Below are 25,524 nucleotides of genomic sequence, written 5' to 3' on the forward strand. Positions count from 1 at the left end.
TGGCGCAGAACCGGTGAAAACACCTGTTGTCGTCCTCTGTCAGTGATTTCACACTGAAGACAGACCCCGGAGGACGTGATGAAAACAACGGTTGTTCAGTGGTTCCAGTGGTTCGGTGAAGCGATGACCCATGCCCTGGGTTCGTTCAACGACCGTCATCTCCAGCCCCCGCCGATCGGCACCCAGCCCTACAGGGACACGCCCGACAAGCGAGCCCGCGACTACTGAGCACCAGGCTGCTTGAGCAGATCAGTGCAGCGGAAGCAACTCGCTTCCGCCACGGCGTTTCGATCGATGCTGGCCCGGTCGTTGAGATCGGCAATGGTGCGCGCCACGCGCAACAGTTGAAGGCTGCTGCGCGTACTTAGCCCACGCTGGTTGATCAGCTGTTCCCAGAGCTCGAGTGCCGCCGCTTCGATGGCTCCGGTCTGCCGTAGCGCTGCTGCCGACAGCCGCCCGTTGCTGTCTCCACCGGGATTGCGCCTCTGCATCCGCTGCCGGGCTCGTTCAATTTGTGCGGGGGTGCACCAGGACGCTGCAGCTTGCGTGGGGCTGGGCTGCTTCAGCACCTCTGCCACCTCCTTGGCGGAGCGCCGTTCCAGTCGCAGTTGCAGATCGAGCCGATCCAAGAGCGGACCGGAGAGCCGCTGCCAGTAGCGCTGGCGCTGGCTGATGCTGCAGCGACAGCCATGGTCGCGGTCGCCATGCCAGCCGCAGGGGCAGGGATTGGTGGCGGCCACCAGGGTGACCAGGGCTGGGAACACCGTGCTCTGCTGGGAACGGCTGATCTGCACAGCGCCGTTTTCTAAGGGCTGCCGCAATTGATCCAGGACCGTCCGCGGAAATTCCGCCAGCTCATCAAGGAAAAGCACGCCACCGTGGGCCAGGCTCACCTCCCCAGGACGGGGCGAGCGTCCGCCGCCGAGCAAGGCGGCGGCGGAGCAGCTGTGGTGCGGCGATCGAAAGGGGCGCTGCTGCTGCAGTTGATCGATGCCATGCAGTTGGCCGGCGACGGAATGGATGCGCGTGATCGAGAGCGCTTCCTTGTGGCTCAGGGCCGGTAGCAGTCGCGGCAGTTGATGGGCCAGGCGGGTCTTGCCGCAGCCGGGAGGACCCACGAGCAGCAGATGGTGGCCGCCGGCTGCCGAGAGGGCCAGGGCGCGGGAGGCGAGGCTGCTGTCCAGGCAGGGCCAAGGCTCCGGCTTGGTTGGCTGGGTTGAGGATCGGGTGCTGCTGCAACCGGTCGCTGGCCAGGGTCGTTCGCCTTTCAGCTGCTCCACCAGCGTGCGCAGGTTGGCGGCGGTGCGGATGGTGAGCCCCTCAATCAGGCTGGCCTCCTGAGCATTCTCAGGGGGAACCACCAGGGCCTGGGCCTTGTGCTGCTGGGCCTTTGCAGCAAGGGCAATCACCCCGCGACAGGGCCTGAGGCTGCCGTCGAGCCCCAATTCGCCCGCACACCAGAGGCCCTCCAGCAGAGGGCGGGCGAGTCGCCCGCTGGCCACCAACAGGGCCAGGGCGATGGGGAGGTCAAAGGAAGGACCTTCCTTGCGCAGATCGGCCGGAGCCAGGTTGATCACCACGCGCACCAGGGGGCCGCGGAAGCCGCTGTTGCGCAGGGCGGATCGGACCCGCTCCCGTGATTCCTGAATGGCCTTGTCCGGCAGACCCACCAGCTGAACGCCCAGCAGGCCCGGGGCAAGATCCACTTCCACCACCACTGGTCTGGCCTCCAGACCTTGCAGGGATGCACTGAGACAACGTGCCAGCATTCTGTGGAGGGTGATGCAGGAGATTCATGCCCCTGCTGTCACACCGGTCCGGCTGTTCCCTCTTTTCAAGGCCCATGGCAGACGACACGATCTTCGGGAAGATCCTTCGTGGCGAGATCCCGTGCGATGAGGTCTACAGGGATGAGCAGTGTCTGGCCTTTCGCGATGTCGCGCCCCAGGCACCCGTTCATGTGCTGGTGATTCCGCGCAAGCCGATCGAGAGCTTGCGCTCCGGTGCTGCTGAGGATGCGGCCCTGCTGGGCCACCTCTTGCTGGTGGCTGCCCGCGTAGCCAAACAGGAGGGTCTGGACGATTTCCGCACGGTGATCAACAGTGGCGCCGGTGCTGGCCAGACGGTGTTTCACCTCCATGTGCATGTGATCGGTGGACGTCCTCTGGCGTGGCCTCCCGGTTGAGGTCAGCGGCGAAGCGGCGCGGCGACAGCCAGACTGAGCACAGTTCAGCAGTGGCATGACCCACCAGCTTCAGAACCTGCGCAATCAGGCCGCCAAGCTGCGTCGGCTTTCGCAGCCCTACTTCTTCCCCTACACCGAAGACAACGGCTGGCAGTTCCTTGGACTGCTGGTGAGCCTGCTCTTCTGTGTGGCCGGGATCGTGCTGTTCCTGGTCACCGGCTTGATGAACGGCCTGTCGTGGCTGTTGCCGGAGTTGTCCGGCCAGTACCTCGGTGGCGTCCAGTCGTCCCTGGCCATGCTCTGGTCCCGTGGATGGGGGGCGGGCATCAGTGCCCTGTTCGTGCTGGGGGCTGTGGTGTTTGCCTCCGTGCGGGGCCAACTCAGGCATCGCCGCTGGTTGCCTTGGCTGTTTCTCGGCCTGATCATCCTGATGCTGTTGAGCGTGAACGGCATCAACGCCGGCATCACATTCCTCGCCAGGGATCTGACCAATGCGTTGATCGCCAGGGATGGCGATGCGTCGTATCGCAACCTCTGGATCTACGGCGCCTGTTTTGCTGTGGCACTGCCAATTCGCAGCCTGCAGTTTTATTTCACCCAGAAACTTGGGCTGTTCTGGCGCGAATGGTTGTCGCTGAGCCTGGTGGACGATTACCTGCGGGATCGGGCCTATTACGTGCTCAATCCCAATGATGAAGCGGCCACCAATGTTGATAACCCCGATCAACGTATTTCCGAGGATGTGCGTGATTTCACGGCGCAGGCCCTTGGTTTTGCGCTGAATATTTTTGATTCGATCCTCACCTTTTCCCTCAATATCCTCATCCTTTATTCGGTGAGTGAGGGGCTCACCTTTGCCCTTCTGGCCTATGCAACCGGGGTGTCTGTCCTGATGATTGTGGCTGGCCGCAAGTTGGTGCGGTTGAACAATTTCCAACTGCGTTTTGAAGCGGATTACCGCTATGGCCTCGTACGGGTTCGTGACAACGCCGAGTCAATTGCCTTCTACGCCGGTGAGCAGCAGGAAGCCAAGGAGGTGACGCGTCGCCTGGCCACCGTCGTTGAAAACTTCAATCTGCTGATTGTCTGGGAAGTGCTATTGCGGGTGCTGCAGCGCTCCAGCATTTACGCCAGCAATTTCATCCCCTATCTGATCCTTGCGGCACCGATTCTCGCCGGTGAGATGGATTACGGCGGCTTCGCCCAGGCGAACGTCGCCTACAACCTGGTTGAGGGATCGTTGTTTTTCATCATTTACAACATCGAAGCCCTGGCCCGGTTCTCGGCATCGATCAACCGGCTGGAAGGATTTCAATCCAACATCTCCAACCTCGATCCGGAGGAGTGGAGTGATTACGTGCCGCGGATCGTTTCCTCGGAGCGCCTGGCGCTGCAGGGGGTGACGGTCAAAACACCGCGCACCGACAACGTGCTGGTGCGCGACCTCAGTTTTTCCCTGGGCAACGCTGAAGGGCTGTTGGTTGTGGGACCCTCCGGCTGTGGCAAGACCTCGCTGCTGCGGGTGGTGAGTGGCCTGTGGGGCTCGCCGACGGGCATCGTTTATTCCCCGGGGCAGGGCGATCTCCTTTTCATCCCCCAGAAGCCCTACATGGCACTGGGATCTCTGCGCGAACAGCTCTGTTATCCGCTTGATCAGGCCCGTTTCAGCGATGAACAGCTACGGGCGGTTTTGGATCAAGTGATGTTGGGCAAACTTCTGCAGCGCTATCCCGACCTCGACATCAAGCAGGACTGGCCTCGGCTGCTCTCTCTGGGTGAACAGCAGCGACTGGCCTTTGCGCGGCTGCTGCTCAATTCGCCCAAGGTCGTGGTGCTGGATGAAGCCACCAGTGCCCTGGATGTCGAGACCGAATCCCGTCTTTATTCCCTGTTGCGGGATCGGGAGGTGGCGTTCATCAGCGTGGGCCACCGGCCAACCCTGAAGGCCTTCCATGACACCGTTCTGGAGCTCAGCGGTGATCACGACTGGCGGCTGATCCCGGCGACCAGCTATGACTTCGGGCGTTCTTGAACCGGCCGGATGACCTCCACCAGCGAGACCCCTGAAACCACGTCCGTTCCGGAGACGTCCGCCACCACCAACGATGTGCCTGCCTTCGGCTGGAGTGGCTATGCCGAGCGGGTGAATGGCCGCTTCGCCATGGTGGGCTTTGTGGCGGTGCTGCTGATCGAGGTGCTCAGCGGCGACACCTTTCTGCACTGGGCAGGGCTGCTGCCCTGATCAGGGCAGGCGGATCAGATCCACATCCCAGCGTCCGTTGCGGCTCACCTGCACCGCCAGCCGCCGGCCCGAGCCATCCAGGCTGACGCTGCGGGGTACACCCGGTGGGTCCAGGGGCAGCCGTTGCGTCGCTCCGACGTTGCGCCGGTAGAGCACCAGTTCCGTGCGGTCCTCCCGTTGCTGGACAACGGCCAGGCGTTGTCCATCGGCACTGACGCTGACGCTGATCGGCTGGGCATCAGCACGGTTGAGGCCCGGCAACGGCACGGGGCTGCGGCTGCGCAGGTCGATCAGTTCGACCCGCTCCCGCCCATTGCGTTGGCCCAGGCTGGCCAGCCAGCGTCCCCCCAGGGAGGGATCCCTCCGGCTGTTCACGGATTGACGCAGCAGGCCGTTGAGGTCGGGCCGGGGAGTGGGCCTTGGGCTGCTGCACCCGCTCACCAACACCAGACTGAAAAGCAGAGCGACGCGGATCATGGCTCTGACGACAGCGCCGGTGTGGAGAGGCTCTGTCCCGGAGGACGGTCCGGCTCGAGCAGATCACTCAGATCCAGCAGTTCCACGCGCCATCGGCCCTGATCCGTCACCTGCAGGGCGATCTGCTGGGCATCCGGCGCCAGGCTGAGCTGCACCGGGTCCCTCCCCCCCGGCAGCGGCAGGGGGTGCATGCGTCCGTTCAGGCGGTCGGTGACCACCGCGAGTCGGCGGCGCCCCCTCTGGGTGATCGCTGCCAGGTAACGGCCGTTCCAGCTCAGGGAGGGCGAGCTATGGGGCTGATGTCGGCTCAGCTGGGGAACGGAGACAACCGATCCGTCGCTCAGGCGGCGCAGCTGCACCGTGGGTCGGCCGCCGCGATCGCTGACGACCGCCAGCCACTCACCACTGCCACTCAGGGCTGGGGCCTGCTGACTGGTGGCGAGCAATCCACCACCGGTCCGTTCACGACGACCGTTGCAGCCCATCAGCGCCAGGCTGGCGAGCAGGATCAGCAGCGGACGAGGCAACGGGCTCAGTCGTCGAAGCGGGAGCTGTTGTCTCGCGGTCTGCCGGACGAAGGCCGTGAACTGCGGGGGGGTTGGCGGTTGCTGCTGGGCCGGTTCGACGCCAGGGGCGGCTCAGGGGATCGCCTGGAGTCGCTCGCGGCGTTCGGGTTGGCGCTGGGGCGTCCCCGGTTCGGGGCCGAACTGCTCGGCGCTGAACTGCGGCTGGGGGCAAAGGCGGCATCCTCGGCTCCTGAAGGGGCGCGTTCGCCGGAAGGACGCTCAGGCCGCCCCATGGGACGGCTGCCACGGCGTTGTTCCTCTCGATCCGTCCGTCTGGAGCCAAAGTCGGGGCGTCGCTCATCTCTGGCTTCGCCGGCACGGAAACGAGCCATGCGGCGGGAGCGCTCGTCGTTTTGGTCCCAGCCGGAATCGCCTTGATCACGGTCTGCGGAGCGACGGCTGGCGGCTTCCTCAGGAATGGCGGCACGGCTGGCGCGGCGCGGTCGGTAGAACTCCTCTTCCGGCCGTTCTTCGGCGTCATCGTCACGGCCTGAGAAGCGCCGCCGCACCGGCTGGGGCTCATCAAAACGGTCGTAACCGCCGTCATCCCAGCCGCCCCGTAGGCCCCCAGGGCTTCCGCCCCGGGCCGGTGCTGGTTCGTCATCGAAATAGGCGGAACGCCGGGCCTGCTCCGTGGCCACGCCGCGCAGTCGCACGCTTTCGTAGGCGAAGAAAACTGTGGTTCCCGCCAGCAGGAACTGGCCGAACTGAAGAATCGGGTCGAGGCGCCAACCCTGGAAGAACAGGATGCCGCCGCACAGCAGCCCGATGGCTGCAAAGAACACGTCGTAGTCCCGCGCCAGGGCGGGCTTGAACGACCGCATGAAATAGAGCAGAGCTCCGCCAACGGCCAAAACGATGCCGACGATGCTGGCCCAATTGAGACTGGCGTTAACCAAAGCTCTGCTCCCGCTTAGGAGTCAGTCTACGAGGGGCGCCAGGGGCGGATCAGAGCTTGCGGTCGACCTGGTCGGTCTGGCTCAGCAGGAACAGGGCGATGGACGCAGGAATCACGACGATCACACCTCCCCAAAGGAGGCTGCTCAGGAAGTTGGAGAGGGAGGGGGTCATGGGGTTGCTGCCGTCTGCTTCAAAGCCGCGCCGATCTTAAGAAGCGATGCCGTCTTTCTACGATGAGGGGACGATTTGCTTTGAGCTTTGTGACGCCGCTGCTGCTGCAGGCCCTGCCAGTCCTCCATTTGCTTCTGGGCTTGCTGCTAGCAGCCTGGACCCTGGCGTTTCTGCTGCGCATCGTGCTCACCTGGTACCCCCAGGTCGATCTGAGCCAGGGCGCTTGGCCCCTGGTGGCATGGCCAACGGAACCTGTGCTCTCGCTGAGCCGCCGCGTGATCGCACCGATCGGTGGAGTCGACGTCACTCCAGTGATTTGGGTGGGCTTGATCAGCCTTGTGCGTGAGTTGCTGGTCGGCCAGCAGGGGCTGCTCTCCCTGATCCTGATGCACGCCCAGGCAGTGGCCTGAGCTCAGGGGAGCATCTCCTGCTCCACGAATTTGGTGTGCACATCGCCGTTGATGAACTCCGGCCGATCCAGCATCTCCAGATGGAATTCCACCGTGGTTGGAATCCCGGTGACGGCACATTCATTCAGGGCCCGCTTCATCCGGGTCATGGCGTGGTCGCGGTCCTTGCCCCAAACGATCAGTTTGCCGATCAGCGAGTCGTAGAAGGGCGGGATGTCGTAGCCCGTGTAGACGTGACTGTCGACGCGCACACCTGGTCCGCCGGGGGGCAGCCATCCCGTGATGCGTCCGGGGGCGGGACGGAAGTTGTGCCGGGCATCCTCAGCGTTGATCCGGCATTCGATCGCATGGCCAGTGAGCTGGATGTCCTCCTGGCGCACGCTGATGGGTTCGCCACCGGCGATGCGCAACTGCTCAGCGATCAGATCCACACCCGTCACCATCTCAGTTACGGGATGCTCCACCTGGATCCGGGTGTTCATCTCCATGAAATAGAAGCCACCGCTGCGATCCAGCAGGAATTCCACCGTTCCGGCTCCCTCGTAATTGATGCTTCGGGCGGCAGCAACGGCGGCTTCGCCCATGCGGCGGCGCAGGTCCGGATCCAGGGCCGGGCTGGGGGCTTCCTCCAGCAGTTTCTGGTGACGGCGCTGAATCGAGCAGTCCCGTTCACCAAGGTGCACCACGTTGCCGTGGCGGTCGGCCAGCACCTGTACTTCCACGTGGCGGGGCCGATCGATGAATTTCTCCATGTAGAGGCCGGGGTTGCCGAAGGCGGCTTCCGCCTCCCCCTGGGCCGCTTTGTACAGGCTCTCCAGCTGGCTGGCGTCCGGTACGAGGCGCATTCCGCGACCACCACCGCCGGCGGTGGCTTTGATCATCACGGGATAGCCCATTTCCTCGGCCAGGGTGGCTGCCTGGCTGGTGCTGCTGAGCAGACCCTCGCTGCCGGGCACCGTGGGAACACCCACCGATTGCATGGTCGATTTGGCGGTCGACTTGTCCCCCATCGAGCGAATCGCGTGGGGGGACGGCCCAACGAAGGTGAGGCCGTGATCACGGCACATCTCGGCGAACTTGTCGTTCTCCGCCAGAAAGCCGTAGCCGGGGTGGATGGCGTCAGCACCGCGGGAGGTGGCGGCCGCCAGGATGTTGGGAATGTTGAGGTAGCTCTTGCTGCTCAGGGCTTCGCCCACGCAGACCGCTTCATCGGCGAGCTGCACGTGCAGAGCGTCCTTATCAACGGAGCTGTACACCGCCACGGTGGCGATGCCGAGCTCGCGGCAGCTTCGAATGATCCGGAGGGCAATCTCGCCGCGGTTGGCGATCAGCACTTTGCCGATGGGCATCCCGCAGCATGTTCAGGCCTGACGCCGGATCGTATCAGCGCCGACCGAAGTTGCCGAGGAGCGAAGACCCCGCCCGGTATGATCTGACCTCGACAGCACCCGAGCGGTGAAGTCGACCACGCGGATGTGGTGGAATTGGTAGACACGCACGTTTGAGGGGCGTGTGGCTTCGGCCTTGCGAGTTCAAGTCTCGCCATCCGCATTTTTTTCTTTGGCCCGTCCCCGCGCAGCAGAACCAGGACCAGCCGTTGTTCTCGTTTCGAACGGTCCCGGTGAACTGACCACCTGGGTTCGACCCCTGGCTGAACGGCTGCACGCCAGCCTTCGCCTGCGTCCCCGGTCTCAGAGTGCGTCAGCGTCCCTGCAGCTGGTGTTGGTGCCCTGCCCCAATGCCACGGGCCAGGAGCGTGCGGCCGCGGAGCCTTGGGGCTTGTTCGAGCGCATCGTGCCGGCAGGACGCTTCTGGTCGCTGCTGCTGCGTCCCCAGCGCTACGGCCCATGGTCGCAGAAGGGTGTGGTGGTGTTTCTGGGCGGTGATCAGTTCTGGACCGTTCTGCTTTCGGCTCGTCTCGGCTACCGCCACATCACCTATGCCGAGTGGGTGGCGCGTTGGCCGGGCTGGAACGATCGGATTGCGGCGATGTCGGACGCGGTGCGGCGTCAGCTGCCGGTCCGTTACCAGCCCCGGTGCCGCGTGGTCGGTGATCTGATGGCGGATCTGTCGTCCTTCGCTCGTCGCGAGGAGCCTCTCCCCGAGGGTCAGTGGGTGGCCCTGTTGCCGGGATCGAAGCCGGCCAAGTTGAGCGTCGGCATGCCGTTTCTGCTCGATACCGCCGATCGTTTGGCCCGATTGCAACCCGGATGCCGTTTTTTGTTGCCGCTGGCTCCCACCACCAGCGTTGATGAACTGCTGCGTTTCGCCGGCGCATCCAACCCGATTGCTGCCCGCTATGGCGCCTCCGTTGCATCTGTGGAGCAAGGGGAGTTGGGGACGGAGTTGGTGACGGGTGCGGGCACACGGATTCGTCTGCTGGAGCAGCATCCGGCCCATGGCCCTCTGAGCCAGTGCGCCCTGGCCCTGACCACGGTCGGCGCCAACACGGCCGAACTCGGCGCCCTTGCGGTGCCGATGATCGTGATTGTTCCCACCCAGCACCTGGAGGTGATGCAGGCCTGGGACGGCGGGCTGGGGCTGCTGGCGCGTCTGCCGGGTCTGCGGCGTCTGATCGGGGTTCTATTGACCCTCTGGCGTTTGCGCAACAACGGGTTGATGGCCTGGCCCAACATCAGTGCAGGCCGTGCTGTGGTGCCGGAGCGGGTGGGGGCGATCACCCCGGAGGAGATTGCGAAGGAGGCCTGCGATTGGCTGAACGCCCCCGAGCGGCTTGAGGGCCAGCGCCAGGACCTCCAGGCGTTGCGGGGAGAACCCGGGGCGGTGGCCGCATTGGCCGCCGAGGTGAGGGGTTTGCTTCCCCGAGAGCTCAACGCTTCCTAGGCTGCGCCCCCAATCTGGTTCCGACGACCATGTCCCCGTCCAATCCGGTCGAACGCAGCGCCGAGGAGTGGAAGCAATCCCTGACGCCGGAGCAGTTCCAGGTGGCTCGCTGCGGCGGTACCGAGCGGGCGTTCACCGGGGCTTACTGGAACAACAAGGCCACGGGGATGTACCACTGCGTCTGCTGTGGTGCGCCGCTGTTCAGCTCTGAGACCAAGTTCGATTCAGGCACGGGTTGGCCCAGCTTCTGGGACGGTGTGAGTGCCGAGGCGATCACCACCAAAGAGGATCTGACCCACGGGATGGTGCGCACCGAAATCAACTGCGCTCAATGTGATGCCCACCTCGGACACGTCTTCCAGGATGGTCCCGCCCCCACGGGCCAGCGTTACTGCGTCAACAGCGCATCGTTGAACTTCAAGGCGTCCTGAACACCGTTCAGCGCCTCAGGCCCGATCACCAGGGATCGTCGAGATCCTGGCTCCGGCGCTGGGGCGCTGCATCCTCCATCGGTTCCACATCCAGGGGTTCGCTCGACTGCTGAACCGCGCGACGGGAGGCTGGCATCGCACGCCGTGGCGGCTGCTCTTCATAAGCAGGCTGTTCCTCGTAGGCAGGCTCCTGCTCGAAGGGTGCGGGTTCGTTGTAGGTCCGTGCTCGCTCAGTAGACCGCTCGTCGTAGCGGGCTGGTTCGGCGTAGCGCTGCTCGTCGTACCGCTGGGGCTCATCGAGGTAGCGGCGTTGCTGGATGGATTCCTGCCGCCGGTCCTCCAGCTCCACATATTCCAGTTCTGCATCAGCCTCAAACCGCTCGGCTTCTGAAGCCTGGAGACGCCGTTGCTCCTGCTCCTGGGGTTGTCCGGAGGTGAGCTGATTTTCCACGGGCACCAGGTTGACCCGGTAGCGCTCCCGCTCCTGCTCTTCCCAACTGGGGCCACCGACGCCCAGTTTTTCCAGAACGCCGCTGTTCAGCTGTTTGAGCTTGTCTTCGGCTCCCTCGTAAACAATGATCCGGTCCGGCCCGCTGCTGACGATCTCCTCCACCGGCATTTCCCAGGTGCTCAGCACCCCTTCCCCCAGCAGGGGCACGCCAAGGGCGCCCATCACCAGGGTGGTGAGCTCGCCGGTTTCAATGTCAAAGGCGAAGCCGAGCACCCGCCCCAGCTGTTCACCGGACTCGGTGATCACCTGGCAGTTGATCACTCGGCTGTAGCGCTCAGGGTTGAAGTTTTCGCTGAGGGAGTCGGCCGAATCCACCAGGATCACGTCGCCCACCTGACGGATCCGGTCCAGCGGCATCCAGCGCGGCAGGCCGGGCAGGAAACGAGTCAGGGGGTTGTCACGCAGTCCCACAGCCACCACTTCACGGCGGTCGATATCGACGATCACTTCACCCACCACCCCAAGACGGCGGCCGGTGTCACGGGTGATCACCTGGGTGCCCATCAGTTCGGAGCGCAACCAGAGGCGATCGCTGGGTACGCCAGTGGTGATGGTGTCGTTTGGGGTAGGGGTCGGGGTCAAGCGCGGGCCCTCGGCCATGGACATTCAGACCATTGTGGCGCAGGGGTTCCGCCTGTCACGTTCAGATTGCACAGCGAAAACTCCGATCGTTCAGGCGGCATCCGGTAAACCCACCACCTGGGTGTGGGCGCCGCGGGCCTGGGTCACCCCGATCGTGCGCTGGGCTGCGCCGATCATCGGGCGGCGGTGGCTGACCACCATGAATTGGGCTGCCTCGGCCTGACGGGCGATCAGAGCCGCCAGGCGCTCCACATTGACGCCGTCGAGGAAGCTGTCCACCTCGTCGAGGGCATAGAACGGCGACGGCCGGAAGCGCTGCAGGGCGAACAGGAAGCTCAAGGCGGTGAGTGATTTCTCTCCCCCCGACATCGAGGCCAGGCGCCGCACGGTTTTGCCCTTGGGATGGGCCACCAGGGTGAGGCCACCTTCCAGGGGCTCCTCCGGGTTCTCCAGTTGCAGGTGGCCATCACCATCGGAGAGCGAGGCAAAGATCTCGCGGAAATGGCCATCCACGGCGGTAAAGGCTTCCATGAAGGCGTCCTGGCGCAGGGTGGCCACGGTTTCGATCCGCAGCAGCAGTTCCTCCCGCTCGCTGTTGAGCACCTCGAGCCGTTCGTTGAGTTCGTTGAGCCGCTCTTCGAGGGCCTCGAGTTCCTCCAGCGCCAGCATGTTCACGGGTTCCAGCGCTTCCATGCGTTGCTGGATGGCCTGCAGATCGGTCTGCAAGGCTTCCAAGCCCGCCAGCCGCAGGGCTTCCGGGATCTCCGGCCTCGGGTCCGGCAGGGCCTGTTCCATCTCCTGCAGGCGCACCGCACCGCTGCGCTGTTCTTCAATCAATCCTTCGCGGTCTTCCTTGAGCCGCTCCAGATTCCATTCGGCCTGCTGCAGGGCCTGACGCTGGCGGCCCACCTCGGCTTCCGCGGCGTCCCGGGCCCGGCGCTGGCTGCCGAAGCGCTCCTGCAGGTCGGTCTGCTGTTGCTCGAGCTCTTTGCGCTTCTCCTGGAGGTCGGTCTGCTGCTGGCGCCAGGCCCCATGGGCACTGGCGAGGGCCTTCACCGCCTCCTGCAAGCGGGTTTTTTCGGCGGCCAGAGCCTTTTCTTGATCCCCCAGGCGTTCAATCGCCAGCTGCCGCTCGCGGCGGGCATTCAGCAGCTGGTCGCGTTCGCGGCGGGCCGCCTCCAGCCGTTGGTCGGCGGCTTCCTGTTCCGTCTGAAGTTGGGCCCAGGCGGCGGCATCGTCGTTGTTGCCGCTGTTGCGCTCCGCCTCATCCAAGGCCTGTAGTTCCGCGGTGAGTGGGGTGAGTGCAGTGCTGATGGCTTCGAGCCGCTGCTGTTGCTCGGTCTGGTCCTGCTGCAATTTGCTGAGCCGTTCGGCCCGCTGGCGGCTGCGCTCGAGCAGGGGGCCGTGGTTGCGCCGGGCGGCATTGCGCTCGGCGATCAAGGCCGCCTGTTGCTTTTCCAGTTCGCGCAGCTGGGGTTTCTGCTGCTCGATCAGTTGGGCCAGCTTTGACTCCTCCCGCCGGCAGGCCACCAGGGATTCCCCCAGTTCCAGCAGGCGCCGCCGCAGGGGTTCAGCTTCGTCCTGATCGCTGCTGCGGCCGAAGCTGAGGCTGCTGCTGCGCTGGGAGAAACTGCCGCCGGTCATGGCGCCGCTCTTCTCCAGAAGCTCCCCATCCAGGGTCACCGCCCGGGAGCGGCCCAGTTGTTGACGGGCGCTGGCCAGGTCGGAGAACACCAGGGTGTCGCCGAAGACGTAGGCAAACACCTGGTCATAGACCGGTTCGAAGCGCACCAGTTCCACGGCCCGGCCGATCAGGCCGGCACCGCTGTCCCCACCGGGGCGTGCTCCCCGGGCAAAGGCGGCTGAAGAGCCGCCGCCCCCTGGCGCGCGGATCTTGTTCAGGGGCAGGAAGGTGAGCCGGCCAGCACGGCGGCTCTTGAGCAGTTCGATGGCGCGGGCGGCGATGCGATCGTCGTCGACCACCACCTGGCCGAGACGGGCCCCCGCGGCCACTTCCAGGGCGAGGCGATGGCGATCCTCCACCTCTCCCAGCTGGGCCACAGGGCCGTGGATGCCATCGAGGCCGGCCTCCAGCAGCAGGCGCAGGGCTCCGGTGCCGCGGCTTTCCTGAAGGGCATCCCGCCGGCTCTCCAGCCGAGCGATCTCCCGTTCCAAGCGGGTCTGCTCCTGCTCCAGCCGGCTGCGGGTGCGCTGTTGGATGGCCAGTGATTCGGCGGTCTGCTGGAGCTCCTGTTTGCCGTAGGCAATGGCTTGCAGCAGGGTTTGCCAGGTCTCCTCCAGGGTTGCGAGCTGTTGCTGCACGGCGTCGCCGTCGGCGCCGTCCTGGTGCTGCTCCTGGGTGAGCTCTTCCAGCCGTTCCCGTTCCTGGCGCAGCCGTTCCTGCAACTGCTGCTGCTCCTCCAGTAGGGGAGCGACGCTGCTTTGCAACTCCTGCCGGCGACCGCTGCGGCGCTTCTGTTCCTCCACCCAGGCGCCGGAGCGGCCCGCCACATCCGCCAGCCGGCGGCGGGACATGTCCACCGCGGCTTCAGCGGCCCGGCAGTTGTCTTCGGCGGCGCTGAGGGCGTCCTGATGGGGATCGCGTTCCAGTTCCCGTGATTGCAGCTGCCACTGCTGGCGACGGGTGGCGAGGTCCTGGCGCTGCGCCTGCAGTTTCTGGCCTTCGTCCTGGTGGAGGCTGGCCTGGCGCTCCAGTTCACGGCTGCTGGTGTCGAGGCCAGCCAGTTCCGCCTGAACCGCCAGCAGCTGGTCTTCCCCCAGGGCCTTCACCTGCTCCTGGAGCAAGTCCAGTTCGGCCACGGCATTGTTCAGCTGCTCTCGGCCGCTGGCAATGGCCGCGGCGTCCCTCTGTTCCTGGGCTTCCAGCGCCTGTTGGCGCGTGGCCAGATCCTTGAGGGCCTGCTGGGCGGCTTCGTAGGCCAGCACCATCTCCTGGCGGCGTCCCAGTTGCAGCCGTTCCCGCAAGTCCTGGTATTGCCGGGCCTTGGCGCAGTCCTTCTCCAACCGTTGGCGGCTGGCCAGCAGTTCCTGCTCAATGATCCCGCAGCGCTCCTGGCGCTCCTGCACGTCATCGAGCTTGCGGCGGGTCTGTTCGATCCGGGTGTCGAACAGGGCAACACCGGCCAGTTCATCGATCAGGCCGCGGCGGTCGCGGTTGCTCATCGAGACGATGCGGGTGACGTCCCCCTGCATCACCACGTTGCTGCCCTCGGGATCAATCCGAAGGCGGCGCAGCTGGGTCTGCAGCTGCTGCAGGTTGCAGGGCACCCCGTCGGCGCTGTAGCTGGAGCTGTAGGAGCCCCCTGGCATCACCCGCAGTTTGCGGGTCACCGTCCATTCCGTTTGTCCCGGTTGAATCCAGGGCCCCTCCGCTGGTGCCTCCATGCCTTCCTCGGCGGCATCGGGTGTCCAGTCGCTCAGGTCAAAGCGGACGCTGACGGTTGTTTCAGCGGCCTTGCCGGCCTTGAGCATGCCGCTGTTGACCAGGTCCGGCAGGCGGTCAGCCCGCATGCCACGACTGGTGGCCAAGCCCAGGCAGAACAGAACGCCATCAAGGATGTTGCTTTTGCCGGAGCCATTGGGTCCGGTCACGACGGTGAATCCCTCTTCAAGAGGGATCGTCATCGCTCCGCCGAACGACTTGAAGTGCGTCAGCCCAACCTGATTGATATGAACCAACAGGATCTGGGGCTGTCAGCGAGTCGAAATTAGCGGAACCCACGAAAAGCTCAAGGGTTCGATAAGGAGCAGTGCCCGGAATTGATGCGCAGGCAGCCCTGAAGGTCGCCCTCGAGCTGCAGGGTGATGTCTGCATTCTCGGCTTTCGGGAGCACCCCGCAGTAGCTGCCGGCATGGATGCGTTCGGCCCAGCCCCGATTGCCCGAAACGGCAGCACTGCGGGGTTCCAGCCAAACCTTTCGATGGGCAGGCAGGGGAACCGCTGGTTGGGCCTCTGCGTTGAGTTGCGGCACTGTGGCCAGTCGCCATGTTCGGCAACTGTCCCCGTCCTCCAGCAGCAGATCGATATGGCATCCGCTGGGGTCGTCCGGAGCCCCGGTGTGACGGAGGAGGGCGTATCGCGGCAAAGACTTTCCCTCAGCCTTCAGTCTACCTACTCTTCTAAAGCTTCCTGCCAATGGTCTTCATGGCCTCGCCATCGCCGCAGTCCAACGGCAGATTCGAGCACCACTTCCGTGAGCGCTTTGAAAGCCTGCTGCCGACGATCCAGGAGCGCTGGCCGGATCTGGCAGAGCACACCCTTGAAGCCACCAGGGGCAGTGTGGATGAGTTGGTTCGTTTGATCGAACAGAACACGGGTCTGACGCCCCAAGGGGTTCGAGAGCAACTGGAGGAACTTCTCCACAGCGCCGGTGATCGCAGCCGCGACTGGGCTGACAGCCTGGATCCCCTCGAAGAGCAACTGGAACAGCTGCTGGATGAGTTGAACAGCACCCTGCGGCCGAAGATCGAGGCGCCGGTGCGCCAGCGACCACTGCTGGCTGTGGGTGTTGCCCTTGGTGTTGGCTTGCTGCTGGGCAGCATGCTTCGCGGGGGGCGGCGTTCCTGATGGCCGATCAGAACTCTCCCCGCGGATTTGGAGCTGCAGCTCGGGTGACCGCACTGGCGGCGTCCGTGATGGATCTGCACGTGCGGATTGCCCTGCAGGAAGTGGATCGGGAAAAACGCCGACTGATCAGCGGTGGCCTGTTCCTCGCCATCGGCGGCACGGCCATGTTCCTGGCCTTGCTGGCTGGCGAAGCGTCGTTGCTGCTTTGGATTCAGGCCCAGTGGGATCTGGATTGGATGCGCGCACTGTTGAGCCTCGCCGTGGCCAATCTGGTGCTGGCGGGCATCAGTTTGCGCATTGGCGGCCAGGTGCTGAAGGGTCCGTTCCTGCCTCAGACGTTGGAGGGATTGATGAAAACGGTACGGGCAGTGATGGGCCGGGTCTGATCAGCGAATGTCGTAGTGCAGCCAGCGGCAGTCAATGCCGCCGTTGCTCACGGGAATCCGTTGCTCGGCCTTCAGACGCAGGGCTCCCGTCAGGTTGCGATTCCCGCTGAGCAACCAGAGCTTCCAACCCTTGGCCTGGCCTTTTGCGTAGTTGCCAAGCTCTCGATACAACGCCTCCAGCTCCGCTTCATCGCCGATCCGTTGGCCGTAAGGGGGATTGCAGACCAACACCCCCGGCCCCTCCGGAAGGGGTTGATCGCTGAACGAGGCCGTGCAGATGCGGATGACTCCACTCAGCCCAGCGGCTTTCACATTGCCCCGGGCCTGATCGGCAATGGTGGGATCCGCCTCGATCCCCAGGAGTGGGGGAAGGGTGAGGTCTCCCCTGCGCCGTTGCCGGGCGCGATCAGCTTCTCGGTCCCAGAGCTCGGGCTGGAAATCGGCCCAACCCTCGAGGGCAAAGCGGCGCTCCAACCCCGGGGCCTGCTGCAAGGCGGCCAGGGCCGCTTCGATCAGGAGAACTCCTGAACCGCAGCAGGGGTCCACGAGGGGTTGGCTTCCATCCCAGCCCGTGAGGCGGATCAGCCCGGCCGCCAGATTTTCCTTCAACGGTGCCGCTCCCATGGCGGCCCTGTACCCACGACGGTGCAGGCTGCCGCCACTGCCATCAAGGCTTAGCTGGGCTTCCCCGCGGCCGAGGTGCAGGTGCAGGGAGAGATCGGGGTCGTCGAGATCGATGGAGGAGCGCTCCCCCCAGAGATCCCGTTGTGCGTCCACGAGGGCATTTTTGACCTGCAGCGCCGTGAAGTGGCTGTGGTTAAGCCCCGGGGCCGTTCCGGTCACATCCACTCGGAAGGTCATTGAGGGATGCAGCCAGTGCTCCCAGTCGAGCGCTTGACGGATGCCGTCGTAGAGGTCGTCCCGGCCCTGGCAGGGGAAGCACGCCACCTGGCGCAACAGCCTGAAGGGTAGTCGAGCCTGCAGGTGCAGCCGGTAGAGGCAGGCCATATCCGCTTGGAAGCTGACGGCACGCCTGCCGGGCTTCACGGCATGGGCCCCAAGGGCGCTGAGTTCGTCGCCAGCGGCTGCTTCCAGGCCTTGTGGCACAACTGCCACGGCGGATAGCCGGTTTGTTCGACCCAAGGGCGTTGTGCTCCAGGTCACCACTCCTGTCAGAATGACAGGGTCCGGCATCGTCGGACTAGGTGATCCACACCAGTGTTTCGGACAGCGGTTCGATTCCGCTCAGCTCCATTCCCCCTCACGGGGCTGCAATGGTTTCGACGGGGCATGAGGAGGGTGACTGAAGCCTGCTCGGTAAGAGCAAACCCGTAACTGCGAACAACATCGTTCGTTTCTCCCGTCAAGCAGCCCCTATTGCTGCCTGACCCTTTAAGGGAGATGGGGTGAGGTCAGCCTTATCACCCAAATGACTCGCGGGGGCTGGAAGGCCCCTCAAACCATTCCACCGCAAGGGAAGACGGCATTACGCCACTTCCCAAAAATCGCAGTGATGCCATTCCTGATGCCAACATCCCGCCTGTCCTGGCGGGCATGGATAAGGCGGAGGCCCTGGCGTACGTCAGCCGCCTCTTCGATGCCGCCCAGGCCGGTGCCGTGCTCTGGGGGGACAAGCTCCTCCTGAACCGATACTTGGCACAGTGCTCCCGCACCGGTTCAGCCGAGACCCAGGCGGGCTATCGGCGAGAGCTGCGGCACTTCACCCGCTGGCGGGATCAGCACCATCCCCACCTGCATCTGCGCGAGCTGGACCCTGCCCTCGTGGATGACTGGGTGTCCTCCCTGCGGGAACAAGTTGCCGCTGGCCTGATGAAGCCGCGGACCTACAACCGCCGGATCGCTGCCATCAGCTCGCTCTACCGCTGGGCTTCGGAGCCCACGCGGTCAGCAGTGACCGGCATCCCCCGGAACCCGATGCCGCGCCGCGCCACCTATGTGGTCCCGAAGCTGGCCAAGCCGATGTCAGAGGACGATCTCGGCATGGTGCTGGCCACCATCGCCAGAGCTGCTGCCACCAGCACCACCGCACGCCGTGACTTCGTGATGGTGAAGGGCAGCTATCTCCTGGGCTGCCGGGTTTCCGAGCTGTGCCGCTTGCAGTGGAAGGACATCGAGCCGCTGGATGGCGCAGGCCAGGTCCACCTCCTCGGTAAGGGCAGCAAGCCCCGCACCGTTCGCATAAGCACCACCACGCTGGAGCTGTTCGAGTTGTTGGGCCGCGGCGCTCCTGAGGACTGGCTCTTTCCAAGTAATAAAAGGAATGGGCCATTGACCCGGCAGGGGGTGGCCGCTCGCATGGCCAGATGGGGAAAGGCTGCCGACGTGCACCTCTACCCGCACCGTTGCCGCCACACCCATGCCACTCATGCAATTCGGCGGGGGGTGGATGTTTTCACGCTCTCGGCGACGCTCGGCCACAGCTCGACGGGAACCACGTCTAATTACGTTCTTGCTGAGCCTGGTGAGAGTTCATCTCTCCGGCTGGGTTAACGGTCCTTTCTGAGCCCGCCGATCACCTGATCCGGCGACCAGCTGGTGGCTCGCTCTGCCGGCACGTGCCGGTAAATCGGTCAGGCCCGGGCCTGTCGGTCGTAACAATCAAAACTCCTCTTGCGCATGAAAAAGCCGGGTGCAGTTCCCCCGCAACCCGGCCTCGACGCAAATCAAGTCGTTCTGAAGCTGGACTTGGCCCGTCCCGTAGTGACTCAGTTCTGGCTCAACTGTTCAGCTGAATACATGAGCTGAATGGCGCATTGACTCAGGGGACGCAGACGGCACCGACGCCGCGTAACTTCAACCTTGGGTATTAATTCTCATCGTGGGTGCTGAATCCACAGTTGCAACAACGGGTTTTCTACATTTCCGTAAGGCAGATTTTGCGACTTCTCCGGACAGCTCGACTGGAGAATTCAGATCAGGCGGGTAATGCACGATCCGCCTTTTTTGTGCCCGTTTCTCGACACCGCGTGGCTCTTCTGTGGAGGCTTAGCGGTCATCCGTACCTCCGCACCCAGGCCTCACTTCATAGCTTCAACGGGTCTGAATGCAGAGCTGCATCAGGCAGTTCGACGGTCTCCAGTTCTGAGGGGTTCTGGAGATTTTTTTATTTGCTTCCCATGGATCAAGCCGAAATCGACAACTGGAAGACCATCGCCGAAAGCATGGAGGCCAAGGGGGACACGGAGAGTTGGTTTTACCGTCGCGCTCGAGCAATTGCTGATGGCCAGCCTGATCCCATGCCCAACGTGTCAGAACTCATGGGAGGCACTGCTGCCTGATCGCATGTGTGGGAGACGCGGGCGAGGGAACCCGCGAACATTCCGTCTCCCAGAGCGTTTGCTGTGGTGCTCGCGCCGGATAGATCATCACCTGGATTCGCATGGTCCCCACCAAGGCCTACTAAGGCTTAATGCCTAATTTGTGTTCAGAGGGTTACATATGGGCACCCGCCAAACCAATGTCTTAGGGAAGGCTGTGGTGCCTTCATTGCGTCGCGCATGAGGGGGTATGGCTGAGGGGCCTACCCCTTTTTTTTGGCCGCCTCGTGCGCAACCCACCACCCGTCAAATAACGCTGAACTGACTCCCCGACCGGAAAGAAAGGGAGTCAGCTTTTTTGGACAGCGCCCCAATGACTGTGGATAGGCCATTGGATGGAGATGCCCAGCACAGGAACCTCCAAAGACACCATCGCCCCTGTCGTGGGCTGCGCTTTTTCAGATGAGGCGATGGCAGCGACCAAATGAATCGCTGAAACGTTGTGGCAATTGAAAACGCTGAACTGACCCCTCAGAGGAAGTAAGGAGCCAGCTTCTGATCAGCGCCCAATGGCATTGCCTAACCATTGGATGGAAGGCCCATGCGATTGAAACTTCCGCAGACACCATCACCCCGGCTGGGGGTGCACTGCCGTTCAGATGACGCGATGGCAGTGGCCAAATGACTCGTCGAGATGTTTTGGCCAACCGAAACGCTGATCTGACTCCTCGCATCGCTCATGACAGAGGAGTCAGTGGTGTTATCAGCGCCCAATGGTTTCGCTCCATTGGATGGAAGGCTCATGCGACTGAACTTCCGTTGACACCATCGCGGAGGCGATGGATGCAGTGACGTTCCAAATGACGCAATGGCAGCGACCAAAAGAGACGTCGGACCACCAGTAAGGACAGTTGTGCTGGTCCTTTCTTAGCGCCGGTATTGCTGGTTTGAGTGACCACGGAAACCCTTCTGGTCAGCACCCAACGCCATCATTCGATTCAGCGCCGTAATGGCACCGACTGCCGCTGAAAACTGACCTGCATTTTCAGCCTTGCGGGCGATGCGCTCTAAGCGTCCCACCTGCTGGAAAAGCAAGTCCCGCTGGTCGATCTCATCAGAGCCGTAGCAAGCGTCCAACCAGTCCTTGTGGGCCGCAGCGACGACATACCGTTGCTTGGAGACCCGTCCCGTGTGCGGGAAGAAGTTCCAGCAAAAGCGCAGCTCAGCTCTGTACTGCTCCATAACCTTCAGTCATCCTCATTTATTAACAGAAAGAGTGGATTTGTTTGCTGCCTCACTAAACGGGTTGAACAAAGAGATCCATACCAACAGCCCTTACATCGCTGTACTCTTGACCCTCAAGAAGTATTCCCCTCTTAGAGTTGACTGTGAGCAACACGCCATCTTCGTCTCCAATGATTTTATATTTTCCAGATTTAGGCAGGGCGATTCTGTCTCCTTGCTGAAGACTAAAGTCCACAACAAGGTCGAGCCCCTTTGAGTTCTTAAATACATCAGCTCCCGCACCACCGATGAGGACATCTCGACCTTTCGATCCGTTCAAGTAATCATTGCCATTAGAGCCCTTGAGGGTGTCTCTTCCGCTACCACCTCGAATTATATCGTTGCCATTTGATCCTTCCAGGATATCATCACCTTTTTTGCCAAATATATAATCAGACTTATTAGTGCCAGTCAAAATGTCATCACCCTTGGTTCCTCCGATATCATTTTCAGCATCGGGAAATTCATAGCTTTCGGCTGGCCCCTCTTGAAGGTCATTAATGGCTAATGAAACAGATTTCTCCGAGGAGTTACCAGCAGCATCGGTAGCTACGATAGCAAAAGAATAGGAAGATTTTGTTTCGAAGTCGGGATCATGGTTAAGAGAAACCTGTCCTGATTGTTCATCAATTGAAAAGGAACTTGCATCGTCGTTCCTGCCTGACTTAAGGCTATAGAAAATAGAAGAGTTATCGATTGCTTCAGCGGTATAGATGACCTGAGCTGCACCACTATGTTCATCAATAGCTGAAACAACTTCCGCTGATGTAAAGGATGGTGCAGTAGTGTCGATCGTTATGGCAACCTTGCCAGAATTAGAGGTGAGAACAGATTCGGTTATTGCAGGAATAAGGCGATCTTCCCACAATGGATCGGCAATAGAGACTACGCCAGATTGGAGCTGATCAGCAACTACACTGCTATCACCGCCAGAGGATTTATCACCCCAAGTTACAACAGAGCCGTCATCTTTGAGCGCTGCAAATGCCTTTTCGTTAGAAAAGATTTTGGTGACACCACCGCTAAGCTTGTCGGCCACTTCACTGCTATCACCACCAGATGATTTATCACCCCAAGTTACAACAGAGCCGTCATCTTTGAGCGCTGCAAATGCCTTACGGTTAGAAAAAATCTCGGTGACACCACCGCTAAGTTTGGCTGCCTCTTCTCCACTTATTTCTGGAAAATATAAGGATTCATAGCGGCGGATGCTGCTTTCTACGGTCGCCCAAGTGACCACAGAACCATCTTCTTTTAGTGCTGCGAACGCGTATTCGCTGGGGACAATATTAACTACGCCAGATTGAAGCTGTGAGGCGACGCTGCTGCTAGGGCCAATAACGGTGACTTCATCGTAGATTTCAGAGTAGAATGTTTCGTCTTCCCAAGTGACCACAGAGCCGTCTTCTTTCAGCGCTGCGTAAGCATGTGTGTTTGTAAATACATGGACTACGCCGGAACTTAACTTTTGTTGAGTAATCTCAGGTAAGTCACTATAATTATCCAACACGACGACTGAACCATCTTCCTTGAGCGCTACAAATACAGAATTAGTGGTAAATATTTTTCTGACACCGCCGTTAAGCTTAAAGGTCAACTCACGGTCGCCGCCAACCCTCTTGTTCGTAACAAAAATAACAACAGAACCGTCATCTTTCAATGCTGCAAATTTTGATTGATTGCTATATATACTGATGACGCCATCATTAACTTTGGCAGAATCAAAAGCATCATCAAAAGTCGGATATTGTCCCCAGGCGACAACAGAGCCGTCTTCCATAAGTGCTGCAAAGTCATTACTAGTGGCGACGACAGTGCTGACGCCTCCGTTCAATTCTTCGGGTAAACTTCCTTCGTATAAAGAAAAACCCCATGAAAAAACGGAGCCGTCATCTCTTAAGGCTGCATAACCTCTTTCGCTAGAAAAAACCTTAATGATGCCTGCATTGATTTCACCATAGGAATCTGGATCAGAACATGCGCTGTCTCCCCAGGGGACTAATAAACCATCATCTCTCAGCGCAACAAATGAGCCTATGGTGCTAAATATCTGAACAACATCAGAGTCGACCAGCCATTCACGTGTAAGGAGTCTACCACCACCACTGTTACATAGATTCAAACCAAAAGGTTCTCCCCAAGCGACGACAGATCCGTCGTCTTTCAGAGCTGCAAATGCCGATGTATTACTTTTCTCTTCATAAGTATTTTGCCAATAAGACCGAGTATTTGGGGTACTTTCAAGGCGAGCATCTGTTGCTTCAATGACCGTTGAGGTTTTGGCCGTGATGAAATATGATTTTTCGGCCAGCTCAGATTCATCTGGAACTGTAAATCTCCAGTTTCCGCTACTATCGGCCGTTGTACTACCAAGGGAACTCATACCCGCGAATAACTCAACCGTGACGCCAGGTGCTGCGGTACCTATAAAAGTGGGAGTAGTACTGTTGGTGAGATTGTCGACATCAGAGCTACCGACATCAGATAAAGTTTCCAGATCAGGAGTTGAAGGAGCAGACGGAAAATCTGAATTGTCAAATATGGCTACATTACGAGTAGGCATTGGATAATAATTACTATTGAAATACCATAGTTTTTCAACATCTTTGGCAGTTCCAATAAATTCGAGCTTAAAGGATTGATTGCCAGTAATGCCACTTAAAGGGCTTCCATCGCCAGTGAGAAGCAGGTCATCGGATGGGTGCTGCTGCCAGCCCCTATCAGAGATATAAAATGGATGCGAAGTCTCGTTGTCAAAGCGGTAAAAGGTATAACTTTTACTTGTATTGAATACAAGCTTTTCGATTTCTTGGCTGCCGTCTGAATTGGCATAAAAACGGTAATTAAGACCATTGTCAGCCGCAGAAACCCATATATTTTCGTTTTGAAGTGACATTCGGCTCTACAGGTGAAGTGAATTCATACTTTAGCGACTATCCTCTATGCAATTTCACATATTTGTATTTTTGTTTTTTCTCCAGCTATGAGTAAAAAAACTGCAATCAGCCCTGCAAGTGACGGTATCTGATTAGCCTGAGTCCCTATCGGTCATCAGAAGTAACAAGGATTGGTCAAGCGCAACGGCCAAGCGGCAACGCGTTTACGCGGCGTGCGCCATGGCGACAAGTGGTATGAGGAGAAGACCGAGAACGACGCCATGCACAAAGCTGCCGCTGAGGAAGGAGGCGACGCAATTCCGTTTGCTTCAGACAGTTGGTGTCGGTTGTTTGCAGTAGTCCCTAGTAGCGAAGTGACATTAAAAAAGGGGACGACTTTGAAAGTCAGCCCCCTTTTTTGTTGATTGCTAGGGCACCCCTCGCATCTATATTTTACTACGGATAGTTGTTATTTTTGGGTTGTTGCTTATGGGGAGTTATCTCCTTGTTAATGATTTCTCCCGAGCTGCGGAACGTTGTAAGCGTTCTTGCGTCAACTCATCGGCGCTACCCCGACGCGTTGCCCGACGTATTGCCCTTGTTCGCCGGGATCGTGTTGTTCACCCACCGCGAGCTGATCGCCCACCTGCTGAATACGGAACCTGACTAGCCATGGCACGCGCCACCGCACAAGAGACAGCGGATCGGGTTGAACTCCTCGCCGGAATGATCCTGGCCGGTTCCAACAACACCGAATGTCTCGCATATACGAGACATTCGTGGGGGGTCTCTAGGGCACAGGGCTACAAGCTCGTGAAGCGGGCCTGGGCGCAGATCAAGGACGACATCGGCGAGAGCGGCATCGACCGGCAGGAGCTGCTGTCGTGGTCAATCCAAACGCTGATGGCCGCGGCTGGACAGGCGATGCAGCAGAAGAACCCGGGCGCTGTAGTGAGTGCCATTCGCCAGCTCGATCACATGACTGGTACTGGGTACAACTCCCACCGCGGCCACCTACGGCACTGAATCGAATGATGGCCTTGCGCGCTGACCAGAAGGCTTTTCGCGGTCATCCATCCTCTGAACTGCGATCTCGCCGATACCGATCAGGGCTGAAAAACCAAATGATCAGCCGGGTGGTGAACCAGGCGAGCAAGACGCCCAGAACTATCGAGACAAGCGCCTCCACAACAAGTATTCAGAGAACATCAGCCGGAGCTGGATGTCCTCAATATGCCGTGCTGATCAAGGGCTGAAGAGCGACCGTTAACGGTCAGTCGCGAACTGGTTCGTCCTTGTCTTTAGAGGCCTCGACCTGAGGCTGAGGTTTGGCTGCTGACTTTGAAGCCAGAGTCGCCTCAAGACGCTGCAGCTGCGCTTCACGCAGTGCGGCGGAAATGCTGAGGGTGTGGTCAGTCATCGATTGGCGTTTCCAAAAGCGGAGGCGCAGGGCCTAATGCTGTTGAAAGGGGGCCTACGGGTCAGAAGACTGACGAACCATAAGGAACTACAGTTAGCTGACCAGCGAGCATTAATACCTAGGGTCAGCAACCCCTGACTGCTCAAGCCCTTGGACAGATGTGGTGGTGATGCCGCCCCCTGAGTCAATGCGCCAGTCAGCTCATGTATTCATCTGAACAGTTGAGCCAGAACAGAGTCACTACGGGACGGGCTAAGTCCAGCTACATAAACGACTGATTGCGTCGAAGCCGGGTTGCGGGGGGAACTGCACCCGGCTTTTTCATGTGCAATATGCGTTACCTCAACCGGCCAGGATTCATGGAGCCGAGACG

26 protein-coding genes and 1 tRNA gene are annotated in these 25,524 nt (G+C 60.9%); 14 read left to right on the plus strand and 13 right to left on the minus strand.

Annotated elements, in window-relative coordinates; translation table 11 throughout:
• Positions 1-78 precede the first annotated feature (78 nt).
• Complete coding sequence (locus SynRS9902_RS02760; protein ID WP_006851286.1) at positions 79-228, plus strand: hypothetical protein; 150 nt, start codon at positions 79-81, stop codon at positions 226-228.
• Here the strand turns inward: SynRS9902_RS02760 and SynRS9902_RS02765 are convergent.
• The gene (locus tag SynRS9902_RS02765; protein WP_186509884.1) at positions 222-1,769 is read right to left on the minus strand and encodes a YifB family Mg chelatase-like AAA ATPase; all 1,548 of its coding nucleotides are present in this window, start codon (positions 1,767-1,769) and stop codon (positions 222-224) included. The genes SynRS9902_RS02760 and SynRS9902_RS02765 overlap by 7 nt on opposite strands.
• A 74-nt stretch (positions 1,770-1,843) precedes the next feature.
• On the opposite strand from SynRS9902_RS02765, the gene SynRS9902_RS02770 reads away from it, so the two are divergent.
• The 3 genes from SynRS9902_RS02770 to SynRS9902_RS02780 are packed head-to-tail and all read left to right on the plus strand — an operon-like array spanning position 1,844 to position 4,427.
• On the plus strand, positions 1,844-2,185 hold the full coding sequence (locus SynRS9902_RS02770; protein WP_186509885.1) for a histidine triad nucleotide-binding protein: 342 nt from the start codon (positions 1,844-1,846) through the stop codon (positions 2,183-2,185).
• A 55-nt stretch (positions 2,186-2,240) separates the two neighbouring features.
• Complete coding sequence (locus SynRS9902_RS02775; protein WP_186509886.1) at positions 2,241-4,217, plus strand: ABC transporter ATP-binding protein/permease; 1,977 nt, start codon at positions 2,241-2,243, stop codon at positions 4,215-4,217.
• 9 nt (positions 4,218-4,226) lie between these two features.
• Entirely contained in the window at positions 4,227-4,427 is a 201-nt protein-coding gene (locus SynRS9902_RS02780; RefSeq protein WP_186509887.1) for a chlorophyll a/b-binding protein, read from the plus strand.
• Here the strand turns inward: SynRS9902_RS02780 and SynRS9902_RS02785 are convergent, their stop codons facing one another.
• Genes SynRS9902_RS02785 through psbX form a run of 4 tightly spaced genes read right to left on the minus strand, consistent with a single transcriptional unit; the run spans position 4,428 to position 6,541 of the window.
• Entirely contained in the window at positions 4,428-4,904 is a 477-nt protein-coding gene (locus SynRS9902_RS02785) for a hypothetical protein (protein WP_115080593.1), read from the minus strand.
• Positions 4,901-5,431 carry a hypothetical protein gene (locus SynRS9902_RS02790; RefSeq protein WP_186509888.1) on the minus strand — a complete coding sequence of 177 codons (531 nt, stop codon included), beginning with the start codon at positions 5,429-5,431 and terminating at the stop codon, positions 4,901-4,903. Before SynRS9902_RS02790 ends, SynRS9902_RS02785 begins: the two co-directional genes overlap by 4 nt.
• 5 nt (positions 5,432-5,436) lie before the next feature.
• The gene (locus SynRS9902_RS02795) at positions 5,437-6,369 is read right to left on the minus strand and encodes a Ycf66 family protein (protein ID WP_186509889.1); all 933 of its coding nucleotides are present in this window, start codon (positions 6,367-6,369) and stop codon (positions 5,437-5,439) included.
• 49 nt (positions 6,370-6,418) lie between these two features.
• Positions 6,419-6,541: a photosystem II reaction center X protein gene (gene psbX / locus SynRS9902_RS02800; protein WP_006851281.1), complete on the minus strand. Its 123-nt coding sequence runs from the start codon at positions 6,539-6,541 to the stop codon at positions 6,419-6,421.
• Between the two features lie 62 nt (positions 6,542-6,603).
• On the opposite strand from psbX, the gene SynRS9902_RS02805 reads away from it, so the two are divergent.
• Positions 6,604-6,951 carry a YggT family protein gene (locus tag SynRS9902_RS02805; protein WP_186509890.1) on the plus strand — a complete coding sequence of 116 codons (348 nt, stop codon included), beginning with the start codon at positions 6,604-6,606 and terminating at the stop codon, positions 6,949-6,951.
• Positions 6,952-6,953: 2 nt separating this feature from the next.
• Here the strand turns inward: SynRS9902_RS02805 and accC are convergent, their stop codons facing one another.
• Complete coding sequence (accC, locus tag SynRS9902_RS02810; RefSeq protein WP_186509891.1) at positions 6,954-8,300, minus strand: acetyl-CoA carboxylase biotin carboxylase subunit; 1,347 nt, start codon at positions 8,298-8,300, stop codon at positions 6,954-6,956.
• Positions 8,301-8,420: 120 nt separating this feature from the next.
• Here accC and SynRS9902_RS02815 point away from each other — a divergent pair.
• From SynRS9902_RS02815 to msrB, 3 genes are all read left to right on the plus strand, one after another.
• Positions 8,421-8,502: transfer RNA gene (locus tag SynRS9902_RS02815), tRNA-Leu, on the plus strand.
• A gap of 9 nt (positions 8,503-8,511) precedes the next feature.
• Positions 8,512-9,795, plus strand: a complete 1,284-nt coding sequence (locus tag SynRS9902_RS02820; RefSeq protein WP_186509892.1) for a glycosyl transferase — start codon at positions 8,512-8,514, stop codon at positions 9,793-9,795.
• A 29-nt stretch (positions 9,796-9,824) separates the two neighbouring features.
• The gene (msrB, locus tag SynRS9902_RS02825) at positions 9,825-10,226 is read left to right on the plus strand and encodes a peptide-methionine (R)-S-oxide reductase MsrB (RefSeq protein WP_186509893.1); all 402 of its coding nucleotides are present in this window, start codon (positions 9,825-9,827) and stop codon (positions 10,224-10,226) included.
• Between the two features lie 25 nt (positions 10,227-10,251).
• On the opposite strand, the gene SynRS9902_RS02830 is transcribed toward msrB, so the two are convergent.
• The 3 genes from SynRS9902_RS02830 to SynRS9902_RS02840 all read right to left on the minus strand — a co-directional run bounded on the left by SynRS9902_RS02830 (position 10,252) and on the right by SynRS9902_RS02840 (position 15,425).
• On the minus strand, positions 10,252-11,319 hold the full coding sequence (locus SynRS9902_RS02830) for a PRC-barrel domain-containing protein (RefSeq protein WP_370586319.1): 1,068 nt from the start codon (positions 11,317-11,319) through the stop codon (positions 10,252-10,254).
• A 90-nt stretch (positions 11,320-11,409) separates the two neighbouring features.
• Complete coding sequence (smc, locus tag SynRS9902_RS02835) at positions 11,410-15,018, minus strand: chromosome segregation protein SMC (protein WP_186509895.1); 3,609 nt, start codon at positions 15,016-15,018, stop codon at positions 11,410-11,412.
• A gap of 50 nt (positions 15,019-15,068) precedes the next feature.
• Positions 15,069-15,425 carry a hypothetical protein gene (locus SynRS9902_RS02840; RefSeq protein WP_186509896.1) on the minus strand — a complete coding sequence of 119 codons (357 nt, stop codon included), beginning with the start codon at positions 15,423-15,425 and terminating at the stop codon, positions 15,069-15,071.
• A 59-nt stretch (positions 15,426-15,484) separates the two neighbouring features.
• Here SynRS9902_RS02840 and SynRS9902_RS02845 point away from each other — a divergent pair, with 59 nt between their 5' ends.
• Both SynRS9902_RS02845 and SynRS9902_RS02850 read left to right on the plus strand, forming a co-directional pair.
• On the plus strand, positions 15,485-15,907 hold the full coding sequence (locus SynRS9902_RS02845) for a YqjD family protein (protein WP_006850868.1): 423 nt from the start codon (positions 15,485-15,487) through the stop codon (positions 15,905-15,907).
• Positions 15,907-16,293, plus strand: a complete 387-nt coding sequence (locus SynRS9902_RS02850) for a phage holin family protein (protein ID WP_186509897.1) — start codon at positions 15,907-15,909, stop codon at positions 16,291-16,293. Before SynRS9902_RS02845 ends, SynRS9902_RS02850 begins: the two co-directional genes overlap by 1 nt.
• On the opposite strand, the gene SynRS9902_RS02855 is transcribed toward SynRS9902_RS02850, so the two are convergent.
• A complete protein-coding gene (locus SynRS9902_RS02855) occupies positions 16,294-17,436 on the minus strand; it encodes a class I SAM-dependent RNA methyltransferase (RefSeq protein WP_186509898.1) in 1,143 nt (380 codons plus the stop codon).
• Positions 17,437-17,847: 411 nt separating this feature from the next.
• On the opposite strand from SynRS9902_RS02855, the gene SynRS9902_RS02865 reads away from it, so the two are divergent.
• A complete protein-coding gene (locus tag SynRS9902_RS02865) occupies positions 17,848-18,804 on the plus strand; it encodes a tyrosine-type recombinase/integrase (protein ID WP_186509899.1) in 957 nt (318 codons plus the stop codon).
• Positions 18,805-19,430: 626 nt separating this feature from the next.
• The gene (locus SynRS9902_RS02870; RefSeq protein ID WP_170951979.1) at positions 19,431-19,592 is read left to right on the plus strand and encodes a hypothetical protein; all 162 of its coding nucleotides are present in this window, start codon (positions 19,431-19,433) and stop codon (positions 19,590-19,592) included.
• 906 nt (positions 19,593-20,498) lie between these two features.
• Here the strand turns inward: SynRS9902_RS02870 and SynRS9902_RS02875 are convergent.
• Together SynRS9902_RS02875 and SynRS9902_RS02880 are read right to left on the minus strand one after the other, a co-directional pair.
• Positions 20,499-20,813 carry a hypothetical protein gene (locus SynRS9902_RS02875; protein WP_186509900.1) on the minus strand — a complete coding sequence of 105 codons (315 nt, stop codon included), beginning with the start codon at positions 20,811-20,813 and terminating at the stop codon, positions 20,499-20,501.
• Between the two features lie 55 nt (positions 20,814-20,868).
• On the minus strand, positions 20,869-23,751 hold the full coding sequence (locus SynRS9902_RS02880) for an Ig-like domain-containing protein (RefSeq protein ID WP_186509901.1): 2,883 nt from the start codon (positions 23,749-23,751) through the stop codon (positions 20,869-20,871).
• 171 nt (positions 23,752-23,922) lie between these two features.
• Here SynRS9902_RS02880 and SynRS9902_RS02885 point away from each other — a divergent pair, with 171 nt between their 5' ends.
• Positions 23,923-24,156, plus strand: coding sequence for a hypothetical protein (locus SynRS9902_RS02885; protein WP_186509902.1), 234 nt, complete (start codon positions 23,923-23,925; stop codon positions 24,154-24,156).
• Positions 24,157-24,403: 247 nt separating this feature from the next.
• The gene (locus SynRS9902_RS02890; protein WP_186509903.1) at positions 24,404-24,757 is read left to right on the plus strand and encodes a hypothetical protein; all 354 of its coding nucleotides are present in this window, start codon (positions 24,404-24,406) and stop codon (positions 24,755-24,757) included.
• A gap of 247 nt (positions 24,758-25,004) precedes the next feature.
• Here the strand turns inward: SynRS9902_RS02890 and SynRS9902_RS02895 are convergent, their stop codons facing one another.
• Entirely contained in the window at positions 25,005-25,151 is a 147-nt protein-coding gene (locus tag SynRS9902_RS02895) for a hypothetical protein (protein WP_186509904.1), read from the minus strand.
• Positions 25,152-25,524: the final 373 nt, after the last annotated feature.

It is taken from the genome of Synechococcus sp. RS9902, from assembly GCF_014279635.1.
GTDB lineage: Bacteria > Cyanobacteriota > Cyanobacteriia > PCC-6307 > Cyanobiaceae > Parasynechococcus.